Genomic DNA, 25,413 nt, shown 5'->3' on the forward strand with positions numbered 1-25,413 from the left:
GTTTCCTTAAAATCCTAAGCTAGAAAGTAAATCATCAACATCATCCTGCCCATTGACTACATCATCACGCTCTTCTGCGTTCATGATTGGGCCTTCCGCTTCAATATCTTTCTTAACACTTTCATTTTCTAGTGTTGTGTCAACCGCTTGTTCATCAGAACTACACACTTTTAAAATGCCAACAAGCTTTAACTCAATCTCTTGCACAAGTTCAATGACCCGTCTTATCATCTGCCCAGTTAAATCTTGAAAATCTTGAGCCATTAAAATATCGGTTAATGAACTACGCAGGTTCTCTGCACTTAATGATGAATCACTAATTAGACCATCGATTTGATGGCAGAGTTTTTTAAAGTCCCCTAATGCCAGATCACGTTTCATCAGGCTTTGCCAATTAGGCTTCACATTCTCAAGATCGGTAATTAACTTATCAGCAATGGGTAAACAATTATCGACTGCATCCATGGTTTTATTCGCGGCCTTGTCAGTCATCTCGATAACATAATTTAAACGGTGTTTTGCATCGGGAATATCATGTCCCGCCATATCGATTAGTCGGGTATCATTCTGAAAACTAAGCAAAGTATCGTGAAGTTCACGTGTTAGCTCACCTACTTTATCAAAAACTTTACCGTCACTTGATGTGGTATCGTAGGCATTTTCAACGATTTCATTTGCTTCACTTATCTCATTAGCTTCCAAGTGAGCAACTAACGCTTTAGCTTGTGATAATGAGAGTAGTGGCACGTTTTGATCGGCCATCATGTACTCCTTCTAGCCTAAGCGTTCAAATACTTTATCTAGCTTCTCTTTTAACGTGCCTGCAGTGAAGGGTTTAACAATATAACCATTTACGCCGGCTTGTGCTGCTTCGATAATCTGTTCTCGCTTAGCTTCAGCAGTCACCATTAACACTGGAAGATGCTTTAATTTAGGGTCTTTGCGAATCTCTTTTAATAGATCAATCCCTTGCATAATAGGCATATTCCAATCCGTTACCACAAATTCGAAATCCCCCTCTTTAAGCATCGGCAAGGCAGTATTACCATCATCAGCCTCAAAGGTATTTGTAAAACCAAGATCTCTTAATAAGTTCTTGATTATTCTTCGCATTGTTGAAAAGTCATCAACAATTAACACTTTCATATTTCTATCCAAAACGTTCCCCTAAGTAAAAACTGAATTTTGTTTTTATCTACTTGAAATAAATATAAGTAAATATTCAAAAAAGGCACAATTATAAATTGTTATTTTTTTTCTTCTTGAGCCAAGTGTGACTCATCTCTTATCAAAACATCTATTTTGCGTATTATCTAAGCTGTTTGAGCTTTTGCTTTTAAACGATGTAGTGCTTGTGAATGAATTTGGCTAACCCTTGACTCACTGACATCAAGTACTAAACCTATCTCTTTAAGGTTTAGCTCTTCGTCATAATAGAGTGATAATACTAATGCTTCTCGCTCGGGTAGTTCTTTGATCATTGACACTAATTTATCTGAGAATTGTGCTTCACTCACTTCATTAAAAGTACAGTCGTGACTGACAGGCTCATTAGATAACCCTTCATCTGCTCCCGCTATATCTTCATAAGCAATAAGCTTGGCACAGTTAACATCACGAAGCATATGCTGATATTCAGGTAGTGTTAATGATAGTTCGGCGGCAACTTCTGCTTCTTTAGCATCACGTCCAGTACGTTTTTCAACTTCTGAAATAGCATTTGCAATACTACGGCTATTTTTATGAACAGATCGTGGAACCCAATCTCCACGGCGCATTTCATCAAGCATAGCACCACGAATTCGAATGCCAGCAAAAGTTTCAAAGCTAGCTCCTTTACTAGCATCAAAATTCCTAGCTGCTTCCAATAAACCTATCATGCCGGATTGAATAAGGTCATCAACTAATACACTAGCTGGTAACCTTGCCATTAAATGATAGGCTATTTTCTGCACTAAATCGCTATGACGCTCAATGAGATCAGAAGTATTATTGTAATAGCCCTTGGTTTTAATCACCTATAATTGCTCATCTACATTATTAAGTAATAATTTTTCGATAAAGAATTCTAAGTGCCCTCCTGGCTGATGTGGAATTGGCCAATCACAAGCTCTATTAGCAAGCGCTTTAAATGCCAGTGAAGCAGGGGTTTTAGGAAAAGCCTGTACGACCACTTTTTGCTTCCGTACAGCTTGACGGACATTACCATCAAACGGAATACAAGCTACGAGCTCTAATGACGCATCTAAGAACCGATCGGTTACACGAGTCAACTTAGTGAACAGATCTTGACCTTCTCGCAAGCTACGTACCATGTTGGCCACAATCTTAAATTTGTAAACACCATTTTGTTTACTGAGTATTTTAATCAGTGCATAAGCATCAGTAATCGAAGTTGGCTCATCACATACCACCATTACCACGTCTTGTGCTGCTTGTGCGAAGCTGACTACCATATTTGAGATACCTGCTGCGGTATCAATTAAAAGCATATCAATCGGTGTCTGCAAGGCACTGAAAGCTTGAATAAGGCCAGCATGCTCAACATCGGTTAATTCAACCATTGATTGTGTACCTGATGTGGCAGGGATAATCATCACCCCTTCTGGGCCCTCAACAATTACCTCATCTAATGTACACTCACCAGATAATACATGCGATAAATTTTTGGTGACTCGAATTCCTAACAATACATCGACATTGGCAAGCCCTAAATCGGCATCAAGTACCATGACGCGTTTACCGCGTTGAGCAAGAGAAACAGCCATGTTAAGTGTTACGTTAGTTTTACCAACACCACCTTTACCACCGGTGATAGCCACCACTTTCACCTGATTGTTTTTCATTCTTCTTAAACCACTTGCTTGGTCTGAAATCATATTACACTCATCTAAATCGTTAATTTAAAATTCTATTCGTTGTCAAAGGTACTAAACCATTGATGCTGTTCTTGCTCGAAAATCTCATTCATCATGGTTAATGTACCCGCTATTAAGTTTTCAACACTAGCAATCTCAATATCTTCAGGAACGCGTTGCCCAGTTGTCACGTAACTAATGGGTAAAGCATGTTGCATAGTGACACTTAGTAATTCACCTAGGCCAATACTTTCATCTACTTTAGTTAATATACACCCAGCAAGCGGAATTCGCTTAAAGTGTGCCATCGCCTCTTCAACAACACGACGCTGCGCTGTCGATGAAACCACTAGATAACTTTGAATATTGACACGGCTATTACGCATCAATGTATCAAGCTGCTCCGATAAACGAATATCTCTCTGGCCCATCCCTGCAGTATCAATTAAGACCAAACGCTTTTCTCTAAATTGATATAAAATTTCCGATAATTCATCCGCATCTTTTGCAACCCTGACACTACACCCCATTATTTTCCCATAAGTAGCCAGCTGCTCGTGAGCACCAATTCGATAAGTATCAGTGGTAATTAAAGCGACTTGGTCGGCACCATATTTCATTGCAAATTGAGCGGCTAGTTTAGCAATAGTAGTGGTTTTTCCTACGCCAGTAGGGCCTAATAATGCAATGGCGCCCCCCTGTGATAATATCTCATTTTTTCCAATATAGATCTTATCTTGCAATAATGCCTGAATATACTGCTGAACTTCTGTCGAAGAGGCATCTTCTGGGATATAACTCGCAAGTTGATCGGCAATATCCTCCGAAAACCCCGCTTTAGTCAACCACTTAATGATCATTGCACGAATCGGTTCTTTGCGTTCCATCTCTTGCCACATCAGCCCAGAAACTTGGTGTTCAAGTAATTTACGTAGTGATGCCACCTCAGCACCAATTTTAGCCATATCAGTATTATCATTGCGTGAAGAGGGAGGTGCCTTACGAGGAATTCCAGCATTCACTTTGACGGGTTGTTCGCTTGATGTCCAATTCTGTTGCTCCGCAAGCGTTCTTGGACGGTTGCTTTTTGACACTTGCTCAGACACAGCAGAAAAAGCGGGTAACTCTTCTCGACTCGGGGCTGCGGGTTTAACGCTTTTTCTGGCTCTATTTTTAGCTTGTTGATTTTCAACCTTACCAAAAAATGAGTTTAATGATTTAGCAAAATCTTCACCGCTCTCTTTAGCACCATTACGGTGACTCTTCTGCAATTTCAGAGGGGCTTTTTCAGCGCGAGAAGAAAGCTGAACATTGTCATCTTGCAGACCATCAAAAGAATCCTCTTTTTTCTGCTTCGCTTCTGCTTGTTTTGCTTGGTAATCAACAGCCGCAACAATCTCAATGCCACCGACTACTTTTTTATTAGACATGATGACGGCATCAGGGCCTAACACCTCTTTTACCTCAACCATTGCTGTGCGCATATCTTTTGCAAAAAAACGTTTAATTTTCATCTGTTATACCCAGCTATTGTCCAATAGAACTTATTATTTTTATCTGTTTATCATCAGGAATTTCCTGATACGAGAGCACATGCAAACTTGGAATAGTATGTTTTACAAACTTAGACAAGGTGCCCCTTAATATGCCTGACGTCAGTAACACTGCAGCTTGACCAATCAATTCCTGTTGCTGGGATGCTTCAATCAACGAGCTTTGAATGCGTTCCGCAAGCCCAGGTTCAATACCAGCCCCCTCATTTCCTCCTGCCTGCATCGACTGATGCAATATTTGTTCCAACTCAGTTGATAGGGTTATTACTGGTAACTCAAGTTCATTGCCTATTATCTCTTGAACAATCATACGTTTAAGTGATATGCGGCAAGCGGCAGTGAGCACTTCTGCATCTTGGCTACGCGGTCCATAATCAACCAAGGTTTGTACGATAGTACGAATATCACGCACTGCAACATTTTCATTAAGTAAGCTTTGTAACACTTTTACAACGGTGCTTAATGAAAGAATCTCAGGTACTAATCCTTCAACTAATTTTGGATGTTTCTTAGCTAATAAATCTAGCAAACTTTGTGCTTCTTCATGACCTAATAACTGTGCTGCATTATTGCTTAATATTTGGCTTAGATGCGTTGCTACAACTGTTGCGGTATCAACAACCGTGTAACCTAAAGCTTGCGCTTGTTCGCGTTGTGTTTCATCAATCCAAGTGGCTTCTAAACCAAAGGCGGGATCAATTCCCGCAACCCCATCAATCGGACCAAAGACCTGACCAGGGTTAATCGCCATATCTTTATCATGATAGATATCAGCACTTCCACAGCCAACTCCCATCAGTGAAATATTATAATTATTAGGTGATAAATCAAGGTTGTCGCGAATGTGCACAGGTGGAATTAAAAAGCCCATCTCCTGTGAGAGTTTCTTACGAACACCTTTGATTCTATCTAACAGTTCACCACCTTGACTCTTATCTACCAACGGAATAAGTCGATAACCCACTTCTAACCCGATGGTATCGACACTGCGAACGTCATCCCAGCCTAGTTCTTTTACTTCAGCAGGTTCACCAGAAGTCGCTAATGCGCCCCCCTCTTCACCAGATTCTTCGTTTGCTTGCTGTTTTTTAACTCGGTTTAACTGCCAATAAGCACCGCCAGCAGCAATACCACCAAGGGTAAGAAAAGCAAGGTGTGGCATACCTGGTACAATACCCATAATTAATAAAATACCAGCCGTGATCATCAACGCTTTTGGATCGTCAAACATTTGACCCAGCATACGTCCGCCCATATCAGCAGAGGTATTTTCACGCGTTACCGTAATCGCAGCCGCGATGGAAAGTAATAGTGAAGGTATCTGTGCGACTAAGCCATCACCAATTGTTAGTATCGTATAGATTTCAGCGGCTTCTGCCATCGGTAGATCATACTGCGCCATACCAATAATAAAACCACCGATGATATTAATGAACAGGATCATAATACCTGCAATAGCATCACCTTTTACAAATTTACTCGCACCATCCATTGAGCCGTAAAAATCAGCCTCCATGGTTACCTCTTCTCGGCGAGTACGCGCTTGCTCTTGGTCTATTAGCCCAGCATTCAAATCAGCATCAATGGCCATCTGTTTACCCGGCATTGCATCCAAGGTAAAGCGAGCACTAACTTCTGATATTCGTCCTGCACCTTTAGTAATTACCACGAAGTTAATGATCATCAAAATTAAGAAAACAATTAAACCAACCGCTAAGTTACCACCTATAACAACCGAGCCAAATGCTTCGATAACATGACCAGCGGCAGCGCCACCTTGATGGCCTTCTAACAATACGACACGTGTTGAGGCGACATTAAGTGCTAAGCGCATTAACGTCGCGATCAGAAGTACAGTCGGGAAAGCAGCAAAATCGAGTGGTTTTTTAGTGTAGATAGAAACCAATAAGACCACTAGTGCTAACGCAATGTTAAACGTAAAAAGCATATCCAACAGCAAGGTTGGCATCGGCAAAACAACCATCGCTAACGCGGCAAGCACCATGACAGGGGTGCCTATTCCGGTCAGCATTTTTGATTTATTGAGCCAAAATGAGGCAAATAATGTATTAATGTGAGTAACCTGTATTTTTATTATGTATGTTTATTATGTAGCAAGCATCAGGCCATGTGCGGAAAAAATCATAAGAACTTGAAGTTAATCGTTATATTGGAAGCCTTTGGGAATATTTAAATCGTCAGGTAATGCTTTCGGACGACCTGATTTCCCCTTACGAAACTGCTCAAGTTGATAAATATAGGCGAGAACCTGGGCAATTGCGACAAATAGCTCTTCAGGCACCTCTTCACCGATTTCAGTAGTATGATAAATCGCACGGCATAAGGGTGGAGATTGCATTACGGGCACTTCATATTCACGTGCCACTTCTCTTATTTTAAGCGCCATAAAATCGACACCTTTAGCTACAATATAAGGTGCTCTCGCCCCATCTTGCTCATATTTAATCGCGACAGAATAATGCGTAGGATTGGTTACGATCACATCAGCATCGGGTACATCGCCCATCATTTTACGCTGTGATGCTTCATATTGAAGCTGCCTGATCCGTTGTTTAACCTCTGGTTTACCTTCTGAGTTACGGTATTCATCTTTGACCTCTTGTTTGGTCATTTTTAACTCTTCTGTGTGTTTATGTATTTGATAGGGAACGTCTACAACCACAATCAACAACATTGAACAACAAAGTAAAATAAACATCCAAGTGATCATATCTAAAGCTTCAAATACACTGCCCGGTAATGGTGTCATAGAAAGGTGTAAAATATGTTCAAAAGTAGCAGCAAGAATCGCCCAAGCCATACCTATCACAACCAGTACTTTTAATATTGATTTTAAAAGCTCAACCCAAGCTTGCATACCAAGCATTCTTTTAAGGCCAGCCTTCGGACTTAACCTATTCCATTTAGGCATCATCGCTTTGGTACTAAATAACATACCACCTAATAATGAACTTCCTAGAATAGAGATAATAAATAGCATTAACAAAATAGTGAACATCGGCATTGCTAACCCCTTAAAACTGGAGGTTAGGTGGATCCACATATATTCTGGGGAAAAGAGTACACTGCGCTCAAAGGTAAAAGCGCGCTTCATCATTATGGATAACTCGTAGGCCAAGCGATCGCCAAACACGAGCATTGAAAAAGCGGCAGAGATCAGTACAGAAGCAGTCGCAAGCTCTTTAGAGCGGGCAACCTGCCCCTTTTCTTTGGATTTTCGTAATCGCTCGGGTGTGGCCTCCTCGGAGCGTTCAGTACCATTTTCATTCTCAGCCATGGTTTATTCCCCTAGGGTTGTTTCTCACAAACACCATTCAAGAGTTCGCAAATGGTAGTAATGCCACGTAACCATTGATTTTCAAAGTGAGTTGGTACATTAACCAAGGTTACCCATAATACAAATAAACCAAACACCATGCTGATAGAAAAGCCCAAACTGAAAATATTTAACTGTGGCGCTGCTTTGGTCATGATACCAAAGGAAAGATTAACCAATAGCATCGCTACCATGGATGCGATCGAAAAAGCTAATGCAGCTTGGAACATCACCGAAAACCATCCAGCCAATGTTCTATAGTCGGTTGCCAGTAAACCTTTCATCGATACAGGAAGCGTTTCAAAGCTTCTAATAATAAGTTCGATCATCAGCAGGTGTCCATCAACACCAAGGAACAATAAGGTAACTAATAACACGTAGAACTGCCCCACAACGGGAGAAGATTGACCATTCATGGGATCAGCCATAGAAGCAAAACCAAGGCTTGTCTGCATCGCAATGATTTGCCCCGCCACGACAAAGGTCTGCACCACGAAAATTGAAATGGTACCAATGGCTATGCCGATCAAAACTTGCTGTAAAACAACAAAAGCACTCGCTAACGAAAATAACTCAATTTCCATTGGTGCGGCCGGCAATATCGGAAAAACAGCGACAGTAACGGCGAGTGAGTAGAATAAACGAACACGTTTTGGTGTAGTTCTCGATCCGATTGCAACCATCACCATTAACATGGCTGCAATACGTGAGAATGACCACAGGTAAGTGGCGATCCAGTTCATCAGCGCTTCTGCAGAAAAATCCACAACTAGCTCCAGCTAATCATAATTAACCCACAACCTGTGGTATTTGATCAATCATAGCATTGAAAAATTCAATTAATTTACCAAACCCCCAATGTGCACCAAATGCTAATGCAATCAATGTCATCATTAATCGTGGTAAAAAACTCAATGTTTGTTCGTTAATAGAAGTCGCGGCTTGAAATATTGCCACCACCAAGCCAATCAATAGGCTAGGAATAATAGCAGCAGAGACTAATAACAAAACAGTCCACAATGCCTGACGGAATATATTTACAAAAACTTCGGGTTCCATTTCACCTCCTACAACAGGCCAAAGCTGTTCGCGAGACTACCCATGATCAAGTTCCATCCATCGACCAATACAAATAACATAAGTTTAAAGGGTAAGGAAACTATCATCGGAGAGAGCATCATCATCCCCATTGCCATCAAAATACTGGCCACCACTAAATCGATAATTAAAAAGGGGATGAATATCATGAATCCTATCTGAAACGCAGTTTTTAATTCACTGGTTACAAAGGCTGGAATCAATACTGTAATTGGGACCTCTTCAGGCGTATCGACTTGTACATTTGCGATCTCTAAAAAGGTTTCTAAGTCTTTTAGACGAGTTTGCGATAACATAAACTCCATCATCGGCTTTTTCCCCACCTCTAGCGCCTGTGCAATGGGCATGTCTTCATTAAGATAAGGCTGCAAAGCAGTTTCATTAATTTTATCGAAAACCGGAGTCATAATAAAAAAGGTTAAAAATAGTGCGATGCCGTTAATCACTTGATTAGAAGGTGTTTGCTGTAAACCAAGTGCTTGCCTTAAAATCGACATCACCACGACGATACGAGTAAATGAAGTCATGAGAATAAGCATTGCAGGTAAGAAGCTCAGCGCCGTCATAAACGCTAAGACTTGCAATGTCACACTATACTCTTGATCGCCTCCCGCATTGGTCGTTACCGTGACCGCAGAAAGTGCACCAGGCTCAGCGAGTAAAGACGGAGAAAAGAAATAGAGCAGACAGGCGATTAATACAAGAAATTTATTCATTACGTTTAGTACTTATTTTAGAAAGTAATGTGGCAAAGGGAGTGTTTGCATCTTGCTGTTGCATCTCACTCTCTTCATTCTCAGGGATAGAAAACGTATCTAACAGATTGATATTTTGCTCAGTGACACCAAGCAGATAACGCTTTTCGTTAACTTCGATAATCTGTACTCTACCCTTATTAGTCAAAGGCTGCGTTGCAACTATCTTTATCTGGTGATATCCCTTAGGGTTGCGAATCAAATTACTTTTTTTCATTAAAAAAGCAAAAATAAAAATACAAGCCAACACTAATAATAGGGAAGCAATCATACTACCAACAGCTAAATCAGGCGGTGATTTAAGTGCCTCTTCTGCCCAACTAGTTGCGGGAAATAGCAGCGTAACAAGCAGAGCAGAATACTTCATTTTAACTTCTTAATTCTTTCTGTCTGGCTAATCACATCAGTCAAACGAATACCAAACTTATCATTAACAACCACGACTTCGCCATGGGCAATTAAGGTGCCATTTACTAATACATCTAATGGCTCACCGGCAATACGATCTAATTCGACGACAGACCCTTGGTTTAATTGTAAAAGGTTACGAATATTTATTTTACTGCGCCCCACCTCCATTGAGATGGTCACCGGAATATCCAAAATACTGTCTAAACGAGCATGTTCCTCAGCACTGAGTGGCTCGGCAGTATCTTTTAATTCATCGAGTTCAATGTTGCTAACATCATCTCCACCTTCTCCTGCGTCGCCTGATTCTTCTAATGCAGCAGCCCATTCGTCAGCCATATCTTGCTCTGTGCTCATAACTCTCTTCCTATCTATTAACTAGTCTTTTAAATTACCCAGTTGAAGCTGTGTATTTTGTACTTCTGGTCGTTCAATACGCTCAGTAATTTTTAATGCTAAATTTTCATGACTCTGCCCAAGTGTCGCCCTAAAAGTAGGTAACCCCTCAACAGAAACTAACATTGAATCCGGTAACTCAACGGGAATAATATCGCCCGCTTTAAAATCCATCATGTCGCGCAAACGTACCTCTTTTTCCAGTAACTTAGCGGTTAAGTCAACATCTACATCCATGATTTCATCTTCTAATGCCTGACTCCAACGTTGATCTGTATCTTCTTTATCACTTTGTACACCGGCATCCAATAATTCTCGAATCGGCTCTAGCATCGAGTAAGGCATAGCAATATGAAAATCGCCTCCGCCTCCATCAAGTTCGATATGAAAAGAGTTAACTACAATGACCTCTGTGGGGCTAACAATATTAGCCATTGCCGGATTTACTTCTGAATCTAGATATTCAAATTCGGCATCCATCACGGGTGCCCATGCATCATGGTAATCTTCAAAAATTATCTTTAATAACATCTGAATAATACGGCGCTCTGTCGGTGTAAACTCACGCCCTTCGATTTTGGCATGATGACGACCGTCGCCTCCGAAGAAATTTTCCACCAAAATAAACACTAGACGTGCTTCCATGGTTACTAAACCGGTCCCTTTTAGCGGACGAAAACGAACCATATTAAGGCTGGTAGGAACGAATAATGTATGCACATACTCGCCGAATTTTAGCATCTGTACGCCATTAATAGAGACCTCTGCGGTATGGCGTAACATATTAAATAAGCTGATGCGTAAGTGTCGCGCAAAACGCTCATTAACCAGCTCGAGTGTTGGCATACGACCACGAACAATACGGTCTTGCGATGAAAAGTCAAAATGAACAAGAGACTCTTCGCCTCCGCCATCTCCACTTTCAACGACATCCTCTTCAACATCATCGACGCCATGTAATAACGCATCAATTTCGTCTTGGGATAATAGATCTGCCATAAAAAACCTTACTAATTAAAAAATGTGATGATCACTGTAAAACAAAACCGGTAAATAAAACCGTATCGATAAGTTCTTTTCCTTCTAGCTTCTTGGTCGATTCATTAAGTGCTTTAAGGGCATACTCGCGAAGTTGATCTTTACCTTCAGGGCTACGTAATTGGCCAACGGTCGCGGCGCCAAAAATACGTACCAACGTACCTTCAAGTAATGGAATATGTTTTTTTGCTAAGGTTTCGTTTGTTGTGCCACGCACTAATAGCTGTACTTTAATTTGCACTAGACGATCGCGTTTACCATCCATAACGTTAAAAACAAAAGGCCTTGGCATCGCAACATAACTTGCTGCGCCACTATTTTCGCCCTCTACTTCCGATGAAGTTTGTTGTTCCGAAGTTTGATCAGCAGAAGCCTCTGCGCTATCCCCACTAAAAAGTAAAAAGTATGCAGCTGCGCCTCCACCTAACAAAAGCACTACTGCAACAATTATGATAATTAATTTTTTCTTACCACCACCAGCTGTGGCTCCTTCATCCAACGATAACTCTTCGTTCTCTTCCCCAGCCATATCAGTGTTTCCCTTTCTCTATGATTTTAAATGTAATGGTGCTGATTTTAATGCATATTAGCCACAAATCCATATCCTTTAAGCATAATAATCAATTCCTTGAGGTGAGAGCGGTATTTGTGACGCTACCCATTCACTTTGTTCATTACTGAGGATACTTTCTGAATTGCTATTACGTTGTTCTGATACCACTTTTTGTTGCCCTTTATCCGATTGTGACTGTTGCTGAGAGCTACGTTGCTCAACACTGGCTTCACCTAAATTAATCCCCTGTTGTGCTAACTGTTCTCGTAATCTTGGTAAGTTCTGCTCAATAATGTCACGACTTTGACCAACCTGTGTTTGAATCGCGACCTGTAGCTGATCCTGTTGCACCTGTAATTTAATATGCATAGAGCCTAATTCTGCCGGATCAAGCCGAATAGAGACCTCTTGCTTTCCTTGCCCAATCATCATCATAATACGTTCACCGATTAATGCTGATGCATGTTTTGATTGCAATTCAATAGGTTGCTGTAACAAAGCTGACTGCGTTAATGTTACGTTATTATTCACTATTTGGCTGGTTGGGCTTGCTAAGCGATCATTTAAGGCACTCGTTAGCGCAACGGGGCGCAATACGTTAGTATCTTGTGCTTGATTAAAAAGAGGTTTTTCCCCCTCTCCTTTTAAGCCTGCCATCATGCTTTCTAGTTTGTCACTGTTTGTGCTACTTTGCTTAAGAAAATCATCAGTTAGTTCATCATCAGATAACACATTCTCAGGATTTAACCTGCTATTTTTATCTGCCTCAGACGGCCCCTCTTTTTCTGTTTTTTTAGCACGGCCTCCCCCATTAACGAGCACTTCAACATTGCCTAAAGGCTTATGCTCCGTAACTTTAGTATTGGTATTTTTTGCCGTTTCTATTTGCGCTAAAATAGGGTTTACTGGTGCTTGCTCTTCTGAAGTTTGGACTGCCCCTTCAGCATTTATGTTATCGGCTTTTATCACCGTATTTTGTGGATCTTTGTCAACCATATCCTGCTGTTTTTGACTCAATTCATTTTCAGCGGGTTTAGTTTGATGCGGTTGTAAATCTTCTTCTGTAGATGACATTGTTGAATCATTATTTGAACGAGGTAGATCCTCCAAATCTTCAGCATCTAAATCTTGTTCAAGTTCCTCATCAGTCCCTAATAACAGCGGCTCAGCATCAAGTTGCTCATCAGCCTCTAAAGCTTCAACGACCGTTTCATCATCAATCCCTTCCAATGAATCTATTTCAGGCTGTACTTCTACATCAAGCAGTTCATCTTCAGCAGATAGAAGCTCATCAACAGTGTCTTCTGGATTTTCTGCTTCAATCATGCCATCGAGAAGATCAGAGAAACGTGTTGCGCTTTTCTGATCACCTTCCTGTCCTTCGACAGAATCAATCTCTTCAACGGTATTTGCTTCAGCATCTATTTTTGCTGAAGAAGCTGGAGCCGGAGATAATGGTAAAATAGCTTGCATCATAAACTCTCTTTAAAAGGGTAGGTATTGCCGTTCTTGGTCAGTTAATTAAATGTAAGCAATTTATAGACCAGATTGCTTTTGAAAGTGTTGAAAAGTAGTGAACTCATCCATTAACACTTGCTCTTTTTTATCTTCTAGTCGACGCTTTTTAAGCGCCTTTTTTTCCAGTAACATCCCCATCGCTTTACAGCTTACCTGTGCTTCTACCCACATTTTTTTATGCGCTTGTACATCATACTCAAATTTAATCAAACCTTGCTGATGCTGAGTAACACCTTGATCTATTTGCACAATAAACTGCTGATATTTTCCCAAATCGGCAATAGAAAGCCCTTGTGATCCTTTTTCACTCAATTGACTGATGTACTGACGGCGGTATTGATGGAGGTTTTGTAATTGCTGGCGCTGTTCAAATAACGTTTGTTGAGCGCGTTGGTATGCTTGTAACGCTTGCTCAACTTGTTTCTCGCGTTGTTCATAGACAAGCTGTAATGCATCTCTGGCCATTTTTTATCCTTAACTATTCACAAACTCCTGCGTTAATGTCGCGAGCTGTGTCAAACAATCGTTATAACTAATACTGTCCTTCATTCCCTGTTGCAAGAAGTGATCCAATTTAGGCCGTATAACAATAGCTTTATCGATACGAGGATCGCTGCCCCTTGAATAGGCACCAATAGTGATTAACTCTTTGTTTTCTTCGTATAAAGAATAAGCTTGTTTTAATACTCGCGCGAGGGTTTGGTGCTCATCTGATGTCACCATAGGCATCACACGACTGATCGATTTTCCTACATCAATAGCTGGGAAATGCCCTGAATCTGCAAGTTCACGCGAAAGAACAATATGGCCATCTAAAATCGCACGAGAAGCATCGGCAATCGGATCTTGAAGATCATCACCTTCTGTTAATACGGTAAAAAATGCACTAATAGAGCCTTGATTTTCATTACCGTTACCCGCGCGTTCAACTAATGCAGGCAACTTAGCGAATACAGAGGGGGGATAACCTTTGGTGGCAGGGGGCTCTCCAATTGCGAGCGCGATCTCACGTTGCGCCTGAGCAAAACGAGTTAATGAATCCATCAATAACAATACATTTAACCCTTGATCACGAAAATATTCAGCAATCGTTAATGATGTTTCACAGCCTTTCAAGCGCATTAATGGTGACGCATCGGCAGGAGCCGCAATCACAACGGCACGTTTACGTCCCTCTTCACCTAAAATCTCTTCGATAAACTCCTTTACTTCTCGACCACGCTCACCAATCAACCCGACCACAACCACATCTGCAGTTGTGCCTCGCGTCATCATGCCGAGCAAAACACTTTTCCCTACCCCAGAACCCGCAAAAAGGCCCATCCTCTGGCCCTGTCCAACGGTTAATAAGGAATTAATCGCTTTAATGCCCACATCAAGTGGTTGCTTTATCGCTTTGCGACTTAACGGATTAATACGTGGATTGTTATATTGACTAGTTTGCGCAGTGACAATCTCACCTTTACCATCGATCGGCTTGCCAATACCATCAAGTACTCGGCCAAGTAACTCCATGCCCACTGGAATACCTTGTGCAATGGTTTGTGGGATAACACGCGCACCGGGTACGACACCAGTTAATCGCTCACTAGGCATCAAGAAAAGGCGCTCTCCTGAGAATCCCACGACTTCTGCATCGATAAAACCTTCATTAGTCTCAACGTGACATAAGCTTCCTACAGCAGCACTACAACCTACGGCTTCTAAAGTTAGTCCCACCACACGAATCAGCTTTCCTGACACGACGGGGTGTGTCACTGACTCGCCAGTTTGGTATTGGCTAAATCGTTGATTAAAACTATTCATTAGATTGAACTTCAGGAGGGTTTTCAGGTGCGACTTCGGATACGTTTTCAGATTCTAATTCAGGTGTTTGAACAGTAGACTCATTTGCCAGTGATGGCGGTATTTCAGTTGTTAAAGGTAGCTCGTTAAGCAAGCTTGAATCATCGTTTTTAGCGGGTAGTTGCTCATGGTTCTCTTTAAAAAAGTTTTTTAGGACCTGTTCAACACGAGTATCAAAAGCAAAGTCTACACTCGAGACCTGTGTATGAATTTGGCAATCACCGCGCATTAACGCAGGTTCAGCCTGAAGGTCCCATCCTCGTTGTATACATTGCTTCTCTGAATAGGCGCTTTGCACAAAGGCAAGATCATCCGGGTGAAGTTGAATGACTAACTTTTGTTCACTGATAGGTAAGGCATCGATGGCTTGCTTTAACGCTTGTAGAATAATTTGTGGTGATGTTTTCACTTCACAACGAGTTATCTGCTCAGCTAATGAGGTTGCTAATCTAACCAACTGGTATTCAGCATTATCATCTAATTTTTCTAGCGGGTTATGCAAGCGTTCAATAAGAGACTGCCAAATAGCCAATTGTGCTGTAATTTGCTCTGCACCTTGAGCTAACCCTTGCTCAAGGCCTTGTGTTAACCCTTCTTGATGTCCAGCAGCTAAGCCCTCTAACTTACCAGTTTCTAGCCCCTCTAAATGCCCGGCTTGTTTACCTTCATTAAAGCCATCTTCATAGGCCGATTGTCGAATAGCTTCGATATCATCAAGTGTTAAAGGAGTTGGTTCCTCCTCCATTTCAACTTCTTCTGTTGGTTCTTTACGACTGTTATACCACGTTGCTGGTTTGCCAAAAATAGTATTATCTTTATCTACCGTAGCTTCATCTTCGGTTAACTTTGGAATCGACCAATTTTTAAAGTCATCTTTATTTTCTGTCATTAACCCTCAACCCTTCACGAAACGATTATAAGAACTCATCACCACCACCACCGCCAAGCATAATCTCACCAGCATCAGATAGACGACGTGCAATAGTTAGTATCTCTTTCTGGGCAGCTTCCACTTCACTAATACGGATTGGGCCCATCGCTTCTAAATCATCTTCTAGCATTTCTGCTGCACGTTTAGACATGTTTTTCAGTATTTTCTCTTTTAGCTGATCATCAGCACCTTTTAATGCACGCTGAAGTTGTTCACCTGGGACTTCTCGTAAGAGCGCTTGTGTACCACGATCATCAAGGTCAATAAGGTTATCAAAGACAAACATAAGGTCCTGAATTTGCTGGCTCATATCTTCATCTGTTTCACGTAAAGAATCCATTAATGGGCCTTCGATACCAGTATCCAAATAGTTCATAATATCAGCGGCTGCTTTAGTACCACCCATTTTAGCAGCTTGCGCACCAGCTTGACCGGCAAACTGTTTCTCCATGATCTCATTTAATTCTTGTAATGCGGCTGGTTGCACCTCTTCTAAGTCAGCAATACGCATCATTAAGTCTAGGCGTATTTTCTCTGGAAATTGAGTAATGATTTCAGCCGATTGTTCGGGCTCTAGATATGAAAGTACAATAGTTTGTATTTGTGGATGCTCATTTTGAATGATTGATGCAACCTGACGTGCATCCATCCATTTTAATGAATCAAGGCCTTTTGAGCCACTGCCGAGGATAATTTGATCCACCAGATTACCCGCTTTATCTTCACCTAATGCTTCGATTAAAGAAGCGCGTACAAAGTCTTCGCTGTCGAGACCGATGTTACTGTATTTTTGAATATCTTCAATAAAAGCACGATGTACACTAGACACTTTACTCTGTGATGAATCCTTTAACGCGGCCATCTCCATACCTAATTTTTGTACCTGCTTAGGCTCTAAATTACGGAATATTTGGGCAGCGTCTTCAGGTGTTAAACTAAGCATTAATAATGCACACTTTTCTACACCGGTCAGATCACTCACATTAAACTCTTTATCACCACCTGCCTCTTTTTTATCAGCAGATTCGTTTGCATTATCCTTCATCGACAGCTAACCACTCTTTAATTACTTGTGCAGATAAACCAGGCTCGTTGGCAACAAGTGCACGAACCGCTTTAAGAAGATCTTCATCTTTGTGTAAATCAGGGAGTTTAATCACGCCATTACTCATACCAAACTCTACACCCGCTTCTTCATCTTCATTTAATAGTTGTAAATTGTCGCCTCCCATTGAACCAATCGCGCCTCCAAGATCATAATCATCGGCCTGCTCAATGGTTTCAGGATAAAGCAGTTTTTTCATAATCGGACGTACAATTAACAGTAACGTTAACAATATGATGATCATACTGCCACCAAAACGTACGTAACCTTCAAACGCTTCGGTTTTCCAGAATTCCTCTTCTGGGATAGCTTCTAAATCTGGACGGTTAAACTTAACGGAAGCGATCTCTAAAATATCACCACGAGCAGTACTGATGCCTAAGCCCCCCATCAACAAACGACGGATGTTTTCTATCTCTTCATCACTGCGCGGTTCATAAGAAACCTCACCAGCTTCGTTAGTAACTGCTGCATAGTCAAGCGCCACCGAAACTGCTAAACGTTCAACTTTACCTACTTTATGTTTGGTGTGCTTAACGGTGGTATCTACTTCGTAATTTCGCGTTGACTCATTATGTGAATTACCATCACTGCCACCAGCAATGTTATTATTCTCTTGAAGCTCTTCAGGAACAGCACCATTAGCTGGCGGTTGATTAGTCAGGGCCCCAGGAACATTACCAATAGTAGAGCTAGAAGATTTTGTTTCCACTAACATTTCACTTCGTACAGCTTGATTGGCAGGGTTATAACTTTTTGTTGTTTCTTCAACGACTGTGAAGTCCATCGCGAGATCGACCTCTGATGTGTAATTAGCTAACCCCAATACTGGGATTAAAATAGCATCTACTTTAGATTTATATTCCTCTTCCCGCTCTTGTTCTAAGGCAAACTCTTTGCTCGATTGTGCCGATAAACCACTTTTACTACCAGAATGTAATAGGCGACCACGTTGGTCGCTGACAGTCACACTAGTAGGAGATAAGCCTTGCACGGCTGATGCAACAATATCAACAATTGAATCAATTTCTTGTGGAGATAAACTGTATGATCGTGATGATGTAACGACAACAGTTGCACTGGCTTGGCGTTCTTTACGTGCAAAAACGCTCTGTTTAGGGATAGCGAGTAAAACCTGTGCTTTGGTTACATTTTGCATCGCTTGAATAGCGAGGGAGAGTTGACGTTCGCGACTTAACTTTAAACGTTCCTGCTCAACACGCTGACTTACACCAAAGCCCATATCTTGCAGTAAAATATCATCACCATTTTCGGTATTATCATTATCAAGACCGGCACGCGTCATCAATAATTTTATTTTTTGATACTCAGTGGTAACAACAAGAATTGAGTTACCTTCTATTTTATATTGGATTTTTTGTTTATCGAGAAAATCTAGTGTGCTAATCAACTCATCCGTTTTATAGCTACCTAACGGTCGATAATCAGCCTCTTTACCCCAAGACCATAAAATGACCACTATCGCAAGCACAATCAATAAACCAATGATCATGCTAATTTGACGCAATACATCAACATTTGAAAAGAATGAGGCAATTGCACCTTTTTCTGGCTCAGCGCTCGACTCCTCGCCACCAGCAATGCCATTATCTTCAAGTAACATATCTGGATTATTTGATTCAGCCACTATTTCTTCCCTAATTCATCATTACGTATAACCTAAACAGGCATACTCATCACTTCTTTGTACGCTTCAACCATTTTGTTACGTACTTGTACTGTTGCTTCAAAAGCAAGGCTCGATTTATTAGCCGCAATCATCACTTCGCCAAGGCTCACCTGCTCATCGCCCATCTCAAAACGATTACGAAGCTCACCAGTTTCTTTCTGTAAACCATTGACGTTATCAATCGCTTGTTTAAGCATTTGCGAGAAGTCTGGTGCACTAGAGCTGACTGATTGGCCTGTTACTTCACTTAAGCCTTTACTTTGTAAGCCCTGTAAGGGTAGATCATTAAATAAAGCTGATGTATTAAGATTCATAATATTTATCTCTTTTTTGACACATATATTGTAATAAGCATTTTTTATGCCAAAAAAAGCGCCAACTAAGTGGCGCTTTTTTATTTTTTCCAATCTAGAGCTAAAGATAGCGTTTTAATACAAGCCGTTTATTGTAATTTTTCTAGCTCTTTATCTAGCTGCTCTTCAGCACGTTGCGCTTTAAACTCCGCATACAATACATCTTTTTGATCAGCATTCATTGGACGCTCAGCTTGGTCAACTAAAGCGTCAAAAATATCTTTTGTCCCCTGTTGCCCTATTGCGACTAATACACAGAGATTATCTTTGCCTGCGATTTTGGCAATATCTGTTTTAATTGGATTAGTACCGACAAGTGTTTGCTGCGTCACCTGCTTAGAAACACTAGAGAATGTAGAGCCCGACTCAACGCCTGATGCTACTTCCACTTTATCTCGGTAGCTTTTATCCATTGCACTCACACGGGTTTCGATACGCTGTGCAAGTGAAGTGCGCGCATTAGCTAGCGCTTGCTGTTTATCGATGGACATATTACCCGAGAATAAAACACACTCCGAGACTGCGATACCATCTTCAACCTGTGGGTTTAAGATCCAGCTTGGAATATCGCCAACGGATGTTGTTTCAACCGGAGTGGATGAACAAGCGGCAAGAAAAACAACACTTGATAAACTTAATAATTTTAACGACATAACATTCCCTTTCACCTTTACATTATTGAAAATACAGATCATGATTTCTTTTCACATATTATAGCAACCAATAAAGTGATAATAGCAACGATTGCCTTTAAAAGAATAAAAGCTGAGTGATAGAAAAGAAAAAAGGCTCTATCAAATAATTTGATAGAGCCTTTTAAGTACGGGGTTCTTTAAGATTAATCGATATTAATCTTTAAATTCTGGATAAGCTTCGATACCACAGTCATGTAAATCCATTCCTGTTTCTTCTTCTTCAGCAGTAACACGAATACCCATTGTTACTTTGATTATGCTCCAAACAATCCAAGATGTTGCAAACACAAAGCCAAAGATAACTGCTGCACCATATAGCTGCGCACCAATCGTAGCGCCTTCATTTGAAAGAGGAACAACTATCAAACCAAATAAACCACATACACCGTGTACCGATAATGCACCTACTGGATCATCAAGCTTTAATTTATCGAAAGTGATAATACTATAAACAACAATTACACCTGCAACTGCACCAATACCAGCAGCAAATAGCGGTGAAGGAGAAAGAGGATCAGCAGTAATCGCAACTAAACCAGCTAATGCTCCATTTAAAATCATAGTTAAATCAGCTTTACCCCATTTAAGTTTGCTCACAAGTAGTGCTGCAATTGCACCTGTTGCAGCTGAGGCATTTGTATTTACAAAGATAAGAGCAACCGCACTTGCATTTTCTGCGTCAGAGATAAGAAGTTGAGATCCACCGTTAAAGCCAAACCATCCCATCCACAAAATAAATGTACCTAATGTTGCAAGTGGCATGTTTGAACCTGGAATAGGATGCACGCTTCCATCTTTACCATATTTACCTTTACGTGCCCCAAGTAACATAACAGCAGCCAGTGCCGCAGCTGCACCTGCCATATGAACAATACCTGAGCCAGCAAAATCAGAGAAACCAGCTTCACTTAAGAAACCACCGCCCCATGACCAGTAACCTTGCATTGGATAGATAAATGCAGTTAGGAACACAGTGAAGATTAGGAAAGACCATAACTTCATACGTTCAGCAACCGCACCCGATACAATTGACATTGCCGTCGCAACAAATACCACTTGGAAGAAGAAATCTGATTCTAATGCATGATCAGCTCCTGCTGCCTGTGTGCCGATTAATGCACCAAAGCTCGGTAGCCAGCCACCAGCAACATTATCAACATACATAATGTTATAACCAACCCATAAAAACATCGTACAAGCGATAGCATATAGGACGATATTTTTCGTTAAAATTTCAGTGGTATTTTTAGAGCGAACAAGTCCAGCTTCTAGCATCGCAAAACCTGCAGCCATCCACATAACGAGGACACCTGACATTAAAAAGTAGAAGGTATCTAGGGCGAACCTTAATTCTGTTACTGTGTTTTCCATAATATATTCCTTTTTTAAAATTTCTTACTGAAGAGGACTAAAGCGCTTCTTCGTCTAGTTCACCAGTACGGATACGTACTACTTGCTCAAGTGGCTGAATGAAAATTTTACCGTCACCTACTTTGCCCGTGTTTGCAGCTTGCGTGATCGCTTCTACCAAACGATCAACGTCTTCTTCTTTTACTGCAATCTCAAGTTTTACTTTTGGTAAAAAGTCAACTTGATACTCTGCACCACGATAAAGTTCAGTGTGACCCTTTTGACGACCAAAGCCTTTCACTTCAGAAGCAGTGACACCAGCGATGCCTGCATCCATGATTGCTTCACGCACTTCATCTAATTTGAATGGTTTAATTATTGCGGTTAACATTTTCATTAAAACGTCCTTCTTTTATATATTGGGTTGTTATGTAAGCCTTGTAGTAGATATATAACAAGTAGCGTGCCAAAAAAATAAGATCAATTAAAACAACTAGTTAAACTATTCCTTTGTTTTGAAAAACAAAAACAGCACCATATTGGTGCAATTAATAGCAATAAGGTGCACACAAATAGAGCTTAATGAACTTTTATTACTAAGAAGTGACTAAAGAATTTAATTTCCATCGCGCGCCTAGCACGTTATAGTGCGTACTGTTTTTTTATTTCATTAATACAAAGGTAATATAGATGAAAAAAATAGGCCTATTGCTTATCACTTTCGCACTCAGCTTTAACGTTTTCGCAACGCCACGCGTTATCCCTAATGCACCATCAATCGCAGCCAAAGGTTACCTACTTGTTGACTTTGATTCTGGCAAAGTACTTTCAGAAAATAACAGTGAGAAAATGCTTGCACCGGCGAGTCTCACGAAGATGATGACCAGCTATATCATTGGTCAAGAGATCAAACAGGGAAACCTAAACCTTGAAGATAAAGTAAAAATTTCTGAGAAGGCGTGGTCCAAAAACTTCCCTGATTCTTCGAAAATGTTTATTGAAGTGGGTAAAGAGGTGACTGTAGCGGATCTAAATCGTGGCATTATCATTCAATCGGGAAATGATGCCTGTGTTGCGATGGCAGAGCATATCGCAGGCAGTGAAAGCGCCTTTGCAGACTTAATGAATTCATGGGCAGTACAATTAGGTATGAACAATACCCATTTTGTTAATAGCCACGGTTTACACTCTGAAGAACATTATACAACACCAACAGATATGGCAATTTTAGCGAAAGCATTAATTGCAGACGTGCCTGAAGAGTATCGCATTTACAGTGAAAAATCGTTCAAATTTAACGGTATCGTTCAATATAACCGTAATGGCTTATTATGGGATAAAAGCCTAAATGTAGATGGCATTAAAACCGGTCACACAAGTGCTGCCGGCTTTAGCTTAGTATCTTCAGCGACAAAAGATGGTATGCGCTTGATCAGTGTTGTAATGGGCACTAAATCTGATTCTGCACGTAAAGTTGAGAGTAAAAAATTACTTAACTGGGGCTTCCGTTTCTTTGAAACAATGACACCCTATAAAGCAGGTGAGCAGCTAGCCACTGAGCGAATTTGGATGGGCTCTCAAGAGATGATTCGTTTAGGTGTCGCTGTTGATACCCCAATTACTTTACCGCGTGGTCAAGCTAAAAACTTACAAGCGGATTTTGTTATTAACGAAGAGCTACGTGCGCCAATTCAAAAGGGTGATGTTGTTGGTCAAGTGAATTACTCTTTTGCAGATGAAAGCATTGCAAGTTACGATCTCATTGCGCTAGAAACAGTTGAAGAGGGAGGCTTATTTAGTCGTTTAATGGATTACATAAAATTACTGTTTATCGGTTGGTTTGGCTAAATTAATCCCCATATAGTCATAATTGCAAAATGAGGCTTTCGCCTCATTTTTATTTTTTTGTTGTTGGAGTTGCTAAATGGCACTGAATACTCATTTTGATGAACTATTAGAGTTCCCCTGTGTTTTTGCATTTAAAGTGATGGGAGTTGCTGGCCCTGAGTTAATGGCAGAGGTGATAGGTGTTATTCAAAAACACGCGCCAGGTGATTACGCACCTACCGTAAAACCAAGCTCAAAAGGAACCTATCACTCACTTAGTGTGCCGGTTACCGTCAAATCAAAAGCGCATATTGAGACGATTTATACAGAGCTTAATAAACTTGAATCAGTTCGTTATATTCTATAAGACGATCAATGACTGAATTATCCAAACAACTCACACTACGTTATTTAGGAAGCCAGCCCTACCTTGAAACGTGGCAAGCGATGAGTGACTTTACCAACCTTCGTGACGAGCTTAGTCGCGATGAAATATGGGTCGTTGAGCATCCTGCTGTATTTACCCAAGGAAGCGCAGGTAAAGCCGAACACCTATTGCAGCAAAGCGATATCCCCGTAGTCAAAAGTGATAGAGGTGGACAAATCACCTATCATGGCCCCGGACAATTAATTGTTTATCTATTAATTGATATCCGCCGTAAAGCCTTTAATGTGCGAAGCTTAGTAACGATGATTGAACAAAGTATTATTACCCTACTTAATGATCACCAAGTGCAAGCTATTGCAAAACCTGATGCGCCAGGTGTCTATGTTAATGGAAAAAAAATTGCTTCTTTGGGGTTGAAAATACGTCGAGGTTGCTCGTTCCATGGGTTAGCATTAAACGTTGATATGGATCTTTCTCCCTTTTTACAAATTAACCCCTGTGGCTATGCAGGTCTTGAAATGACACAATGCAAACAGGAAGGGATCACCTTAGGCGTCAGCGAGCTTGCCCCATTGTTAATAGAAAAAATGAATCAACAATTACAATATTCACAAATAGAGAGTGTTTTTCATGAGTAATAAACCGAGCCAGCTCACTGCAGGTAAAAAACTACGCGATGCCGATAAACTTTCTCACATCCCGATTAAAGTTATTCCATCCGATAAAAGCACTGTATTAAAAAAGCCAGCATGGATGAAAATAAAATTAAAGTCTGACAACACCCGTGTGACTGAAATTAAACAAGCATTACGAAAAAACAAACTACACTCAGTTTGTGAAGAAGCATCCTGTCCAAATTTAAATGAATGCTTTAACCATGGTACCGCGACATTTATGATTTTAGGCGAAATCTGTACACGCCGTTGCCCATTTTGCGATGTTGGACATGGTAAACCACTAGCGGTTGATACCGAAGAGCCAAAGAAGCTAGCTGAAACCATTAAAGATATGAAGCTTAAGTATGTGGTCATCACCTCGGTTGACAGGGATGATCTGCGCGATGGTGGAGCACAACATTTTGCTGATTGTATTCGTGAAATTAGACTATTAAGTCCGAATATAAAAATTGAAATATTAGTGCCAGATTTCAGAGGACGTATGGATAGAGCGCTAGCATGCTTTGAAAAAGATGTACCAGATGTATTTAACCATAACCTTGAAACGGCTCCTCACTTATACAAGCAAGTGCGTCCAGGTGCTGACTACAAATGGTCTTTACAACTGCTTAAAAAATTCAAAGAGCAACACCCAGAAGTACCGACTAAATCCGGTCTAATGATGGGGCTTGGTGAAACTAATGAACAAATTGAGCAAGTTTTAGTAGATTTACATGCTCATGGCGTAACAATGTTAACACTAGGTCAATATTTACAACCTAGCCTTAACCATTTAGCAGTAGAGCGTTACGTACCACCCGCAGAGTTTGATGAATTAGGACTAAAAGCAAGAGCATTAGGCTTTGAGCATGCGGCATGTGGGCCACTGGTACGCTCTTCATACCATGCCGACTTGCAAGCTTCTGGTAAGGAAGTGAAATAAAAAGTCGATCAGGCAGGAACAGCTATACTTTCCTGCCTTCCTTGTCAGCTTCAAGCATTCAAGCAAACATTACTTCTTTAGCGCCTTGTCTCTTTCTTCCTACCTTGTAGTGATAA

Annotated in this window: 28 protein-coding genes; 4 read left to right on the top strand and 24 right to left on the bottom strand. The window is 40.8% G+C overall.

Going from position 1 to position 25,413, the window contains the following annotated elements:
• Positions 1 to 6 precede the first annotated feature (6 nt).
• From CW745_RS05760 to CW745_RS05875, 24 genes are all read right to left on the bottom strand, one after another.
• Complete coding sequence (locus CW745_RS05760; protein WP_101107562.1) at positions 7 to 762, bottom strand: protein phosphatase CheZ; 756 nt, start codon at positions 760 to 762, stop codon at positions 7 to 9.
• 12 nt (positions 763 to 774) lie between these two features.
• Positions 775 to 1,158: a chemotaxis response regulator CheY gene (gene cheY / locus CW745_RS05765; protein WP_026339155.1), complete on the bottom strand. Its 384-nt coding sequence runs from the start codon at positions 1,156 to 1,158 to the stop codon at positions 775 to 777.
• A gap of 155 nt (positions 1,159 to 1,313) precedes the next feature.
• On the bottom strand, positions 1,314 to 2,018 hold the full coding sequence (locus CW745_RS05770) for an RNA polymerase sigma factor FliA (RefSeq protein WP_101107563.1): 705 nt from the start codon (positions 2,016 to 2,018) through the stop codon (positions 1,314 to 1,316).
• A complete protein-coding gene (locus CW745_RS05775; RefSeq protein ID WP_101107564.1) occupies positions 2,019 to 2,879 on the bottom strand; it encodes a MinD/ParA family protein in 861 nt (286 codons plus the stop codon).
• A gap of 32 nt (positions 2,880 to 2,911) precedes the next feature.
• A complete protein-coding gene (gene flhF / locus CW745_RS05780; protein ID WP_101107565.1) occupies positions 2,912 to 4,372 on the bottom strand; it encodes a flagellar biosynthesis protein FlhF in 1,461 nt (486 codons plus the stop codon).
• A 13-nt stretch (positions 4,373 to 4,385) separates the two neighbouring features.
• Positions 4,386 to 6,443 (bottom strand): flagellar biosynthesis protein FlhA, encoded by a 2,058-nt coding sequence (gene flhA, locus CW745_RS05785; RefSeq protein ID WP_101107566.1) that lies wholly within the window; start codon positions 6,441 to 6,443, stop codon positions 4,386 to 4,388.
• Positions 6,444 to 6,569: 126 nt separating this feature from the next.
• The gene (flhB, locus tag CW745_RS05790; RefSeq protein ID WP_101107567.1) at positions 6,570 to 7,709 is read right to left on the bottom strand and encodes a flagellar biosynthesis protein FlhB; all 1,140 of its coding nucleotides are present in this window, start codon (positions 7,707 to 7,709) and stop codon (positions 6,570 to 6,572) included.
• Between the two features lie 11 nt (positions 7,710 to 7,720).
• On the bottom strand, positions 7,721 to 8,515 hold the full coding sequence (gene fliR, locus CW745_RS05795) for a flagellar biosynthetic protein FliR (protein WP_101107568.1): 795 nt from the start codon (positions 8,513 to 8,515) through the stop codon (positions 7,721 to 7,723).
• A 22-nt stretch (positions 8,516 to 8,537) separates the two neighbouring features.
• Positions 8,538 to 8,807: a flagellar biosynthesis protein FliQ gene (gene fliQ / locus CW745_RS05800; protein ID WP_101107569.1), complete on the bottom strand. Its 270-nt coding sequence runs from the start codon at positions 8,805 to 8,807 to the stop codon at positions 8,538 to 8,540.
• An 8-nt stretch (positions 8,808 to 8,815) separates the two neighbouring features.
• A complete protein-coding gene (gene fliP / locus CW745_RS05805; protein WP_101107570.1) occupies positions 8,816 to 9,562 on the bottom strand; it encodes a flagellar type III secretion system pore protein FliP in 747 nt (248 codons plus the stop codon).
• Positions 9,555 to 9,968 (bottom strand): flagellar biosynthetic protein FliO, encoded by a 414-nt coding sequence (fliO, locus tag CW745_RS05810; protein WP_101107571.1) that lies wholly within the window; start codon positions 9,966 to 9,968, stop codon positions 9,555 to 9,557. The genes fliP and fliO overlap by 8 nt, the downstream gene beginning before the upstream one ends.
• Positions 9,965 to 10,366, bottom strand: a complete 402-nt coding sequence (gene fliN / locus CW745_RS05815) for a flagellar motor switch protein FliN (RefSeq protein WP_101107573.1) — start codon at positions 10,364 to 10,366, stop codon at positions 9,965 to 9,967. The genes fliO and fliN overlap by 4 nt, the downstream gene beginning before the upstream one ends.
• 21 nt (positions 10,367 to 10,387) lie before the next feature.
• Positions 10,388 to 11,404 carry a flagellar motor switch protein FliM gene (gene fliM, locus CW745_RS05820; protein ID WP_101107575.1) on the bottom strand — a complete coding sequence of 339 codons (1,017 nt, stop codon included), beginning with the start codon at positions 11,402 to 11,404 and terminating at the stop codon, positions 10,388 to 10,390.
• A gap of 31 nt (positions 11,405 to 11,435) precedes the next feature.
• Entirely contained in the window at positions 11,436 to 11,972 is a 537-nt protein-coding gene (gene fliL / locus CW745_RS05825; protein ID WP_101107576.1) for a flagellar basal body-associated protein FliL, read from the bottom strand.
• Positions 11,973 to 12,050: 78 nt separating this feature from the next.
• Positions 12,051 to 13,472 (bottom strand): flagellar hook-length control protein FliK, encoded by a 1,422-nt coding sequence (locus CW745_RS05830; protein WP_101107578.1) that lies wholly within the window; start codon positions 13,470 to 13,472, stop codon positions 12,051 to 12,053.
• 60 nt (positions 13,473 to 13,532) lie between these two features.
• Complete coding sequence (fliJ, locus tag CW745_RS05835) at positions 13,533 to 13,979, bottom strand: flagellar export protein FliJ (RefSeq protein WP_101107580.1); 447 nt, start codon at positions 13,977 to 13,979, stop codon at positions 13,533 to 13,535.
• 9 nt (positions 13,980 to 13,988) lie between these two features.
• Positions 13,989 to 15,320 carry a flagellar protein export ATPase FliI gene (gene fliI / locus CW745_RS05840; RefSeq protein WP_101107582.1) on the bottom strand — a complete coding sequence of 444 codons (1,332 nt, stop codon included), beginning with the start codon at positions 15,318 to 15,320 and terminating at the stop codon, positions 13,989 to 13,991.
• Positions 15,313 to 16,248 carry a flagellar assembly protein FliH gene (gene fliH, locus CW745_RS05845; protein WP_101107584.1) on the bottom strand — a complete coding sequence of 312 codons (936 nt, stop codon included), beginning with the start codon at positions 16,246 to 16,248 and terminating at the stop codon, positions 15,313 to 15,315. Before fliH ends, fliI begins: the two co-directional genes overlap by 8 nt.
• A gap of 25 nt (positions 16,249 to 16,273) precedes the next feature.
• Positions 16,274 to 17,335, bottom strand: coding sequence for a flagellar motor switch protein FliG (gene fliG, locus CW745_RS05850; RefSeq protein ID WP_101107586.1), 1,062 nt, complete (start codon positions 17,333 to 17,335; stop codon positions 16,274 to 16,276).
• Positions 17,325 to 19,043, bottom strand: a complete 1,719-nt coding sequence (gene fliF, locus CW745_RS05855) for a flagellar basal-body MS-ring/collar protein FliF (protein ID WP_101107588.1) — start codon at positions 19,041 to 19,043, stop codon at positions 17,325 to 17,327. The genes fliG and fliF overlap by 11 nt, the downstream gene beginning before the upstream one ends.
• Before the next feature lie 32 nt (positions 19,044 to 19,075).
• Positions 19,076 to 19,399: a flagellar hook-basal body complex protein FliE gene (fliE, locus tag CW745_RS05860; protein WP_101107589.1), complete on the bottom strand. Its 324-nt coding sequence runs from the start codon at positions 19,397 to 19,399 to the stop codon at positions 19,076 to 19,078.
• Between the two features lie 128 nt (positions 19,400 to 19,527).
• A complete protein-coding gene (locus CW745_RS05865) occupies positions 19,528 to 20,091 on the bottom strand; it encodes an LPP20 family lipoprotein (RefSeq protein WP_101107591.1) in 564 nt (187 codons plus the stop codon).
• A 195-nt stretch (positions 20,092 to 20,286) separates the two neighbouring features.
• A complete protein-coding gene (locus CW745_RS05870; RefSeq protein ID WP_101107593.1) occupies positions 20,287 to 21,504 on the bottom strand; it encodes an ammonium transporter in 1,218 nt (405 codons plus the stop codon).
• Between the two features lie 37 nt (positions 21,505 to 21,541).
• On the bottom strand, positions 21,542 to 21,880 hold the full coding sequence (locus CW745_RS05875) for a P-II family nitrogen regulator (protein ID WP_101107595.1): 339 nt from the start codon (positions 21,878 to 21,880) through the stop codon (positions 21,542 to 21,544).
• 293 nt (positions 21,881 to 22,173) lie between these two features.
• Here CW745_RS05875 and CW745_RS05880 point away from each other — a divergent pair, with 293 nt between their 5' ends.
• The 4 genes from CW745_RS05880 (at position 22,174) to lipA (ending at position 25,297) form a co-directional block, all read left to right on the top strand.
• A complete protein-coding gene (locus CW745_RS05880; RefSeq protein ID WP_101107597.1) occupies positions 22,174 to 23,331 on the top strand; it encodes a D-alanyl-D-alanine carboxypeptidase family protein in 1,158 nt (385 codons plus the stop codon).
• 76 nt (positions 23,332 to 23,407) lie between these two features.
• Complete coding sequence (gene ybeD, locus CW745_RS05885) at positions 23,408 to 23,677, top strand: DUF493 family protein YbeD (protein ID WP_101107599.1); 270 nt, start codon at positions 23,408 to 23,410, stop codon at positions 23,675 to 23,677.
• Between the two features lie 8 nt (positions 23,678 to 23,685).
• Positions 23,686 to 24,336 carry a lipoyl(octanoyl) transferase LipB gene (lipB, locus tag CW745_RS05890; protein WP_101107601.1) on the top strand — a complete coding sequence of 217 codons (651 nt, stop codon included), beginning with the start codon at positions 23,686 to 23,688 and terminating at the stop codon, positions 24,334 to 24,336.
• Positions 24,329 to 25,297 carry a lipoyl synthase gene (gene lipA / locus CW745_RS05895; protein ID WP_101107603.1) on the top strand — a complete coding sequence of 323 codons (969 nt, stop codon included), beginning with the start codon at positions 24,329 to 24,331 and terminating at the stop codon, positions 25,295 to 25,297. The genes lipB and lipA overlap by 8 nt, the downstream gene beginning before the upstream one ends.
• The last annotated feature ends 116 nt before the right edge of the window (positions 25,298 to 25,413 follow it).

This window comes from Psychromonas sp. psych-6C06, from assembly GCF_002835465.1.
Taxonomy (GTDB): Bacteria; Pseudomonadota; Gammaproteobacteria; order Enterobacterales; family Psychromonadaceae; genus Psychromonas.

Excerpts from the sequence above, each read along its gene's own strand:
- lipA (WP_101107603.1), top strand. The coding sequence starts at position 24,329 with ATGAGTAATAAACCGAGCCAGCTCACTGCAGGTAAAAAACTACGCGAT.
- fliE (WP_101107589.1), bottom strand. The coding sequence starts at position 19,399 with ATGAATCTTAATACATCAGCTTTATTTAATGATCTACCCTTACAGGGC.
- fliQ (WP_101107569.1), bottom strand. The coding sequence starts at position 8,807 with ATGGAACCCGAAGTTTTTGTAAATATATTCCGTCAGGCATTGTGGACT.
- fliP (WP_101107570.1), bottom strand. The coding sequence starts at position 9,562 with ATGAATAAATTTCTTGTATTAATCGCCTGTCTGCTCTATTTCTTTTCT.
- flhA (WP_101107566.1), bottom strand. The coding sequence starts at position 6,443 with ATGCTGACCGGAATAGGCACCCCTGTCATGGTGCTTGCCGCGTTAGCG.
- CW745_RS05760 (WP_101107562.1), bottom strand. The coding sequence starts at position 762 with ATGGCCGATCAAAACGTGCCACTACTCTCATTATCACAAGCTAAAGCG.
- ybeD (WP_101107599.1), top strand. The coding sequence starts at position 23,408 with ATGGCACTGAATACTCATTTTGATGAACTATTAGAGTTCCCCTGTGTT.
- CW745_RS05880 (WP_101107597.1), top strand. The coding sequence starts at position 22,174 with ATGAAAAAAATAGGCCTATTGCTTATCACTTTCGCACTCAGCTTTAAC.
- lipB (WP_101107601.1), top strand. The coding sequence starts at position 23,686 with ATGACTGAATTATCCAAACAACTCACACTACGTTATTTAGGAAGCCAG.
- CW745_RS05875 (WP_101107595.1), bottom strand. The coding sequence starts at position 21,880 with ATGAAAATGTTAACCGCAATAATTAAACCATTCAAATTAGATGAAGTG.
- fliI (WP_101107582.1), bottom strand. The coding sequence starts at position 15,320 with ATGAATAGTTTTAATCAACGATTTAGCCAATACCAAACTGGCGAGTCA.
- fliJ (WP_101107580.1), bottom strand. The coding sequence starts at position 13,979 with ATGGCCAGAGATGCATTACAGCTTGTCTATGAACAACGCGAGAAACAA.
- CW745_RS05775 (WP_101107564.1), bottom strand. The coding sequence starts at position 2,879 with ATGATTTCAGACCAAGCAAGTGGTTTAAGAAGAATGAAAAACAATCAG.
- CW745_RS05830 (WP_101107578.1), bottom strand. The coding sequence starts at position 13,472 with ATGATGCAAGCTATTTTACCATTATCTCCGGCTCCAGCTTCTTCAGCA.
- CW745_RS05870 (WP_101107593.1), bottom strand. The coding sequence starts at position 21,504 with ATGGAAAACACAGTAACAGAATTAAGGTTCGCCCTAGATACCTTCTAC.
- CW745_RS05865 (WP_101107591.1), bottom strand. The coding sequence starts at position 20,091 with ATGTCGTTAAAATTATTAAGTTTATCAAGTGTTGTTTTTCTTGCCGCT.
- flhB (WP_101107567.1), bottom strand. The coding sequence starts at position 7,709 with ATGGCTGAGAATGAAAATGGTACTGAACGCTCCGAGGAGGCCACACCC.
- flhF (WP_101107565.1), bottom strand. The coding sequence starts at position 4,372 with ATGAAAATTAAACGTTTTTTTGCAAAAGATATGCGCACAGCAATGGTT.
- fliO (WP_101107571.1), bottom strand. The coding sequence starts at position 9,968 with ATGAAGTATTCTGCTCTGCTTGTTACGCTGCTATTTCCCGCAACTAGT.
- fliM (WP_101107575.1), bottom strand. The coding sequence starts at position 11,404 with ATGGCAGATCTATTATCCCAAGACGAAATTGATGCGTTATTACATGGC.
- fliN (WP_101107573.1), bottom strand. The coding sequence starts at position 10,366 with ATGAGCACAGAGCAAGATATGGCTGACGAATGGGCTGCTGCATTAGAA.
- fliG (WP_101107586.1), bottom strand. The coding sequence starts at position 17,335 with ATGAAGGATAATGCAAACGAATCTGCTGATAAAAAAGAGGCAGGTGGT.
- fliH (WP_101107584.1), bottom strand. The coding sequence starts at position 16,248 with ATGACAGAAAATAAAGATGACTTTAAAAATTGGTCGATTCCAAAGTTA.
- fliL (WP_101107576.1), bottom strand. The coding sequence starts at position 11,972 with ATGGCTGGGGAAGAGAACGAAGAGTTATCGTTGGATGAAGGAGCCACA.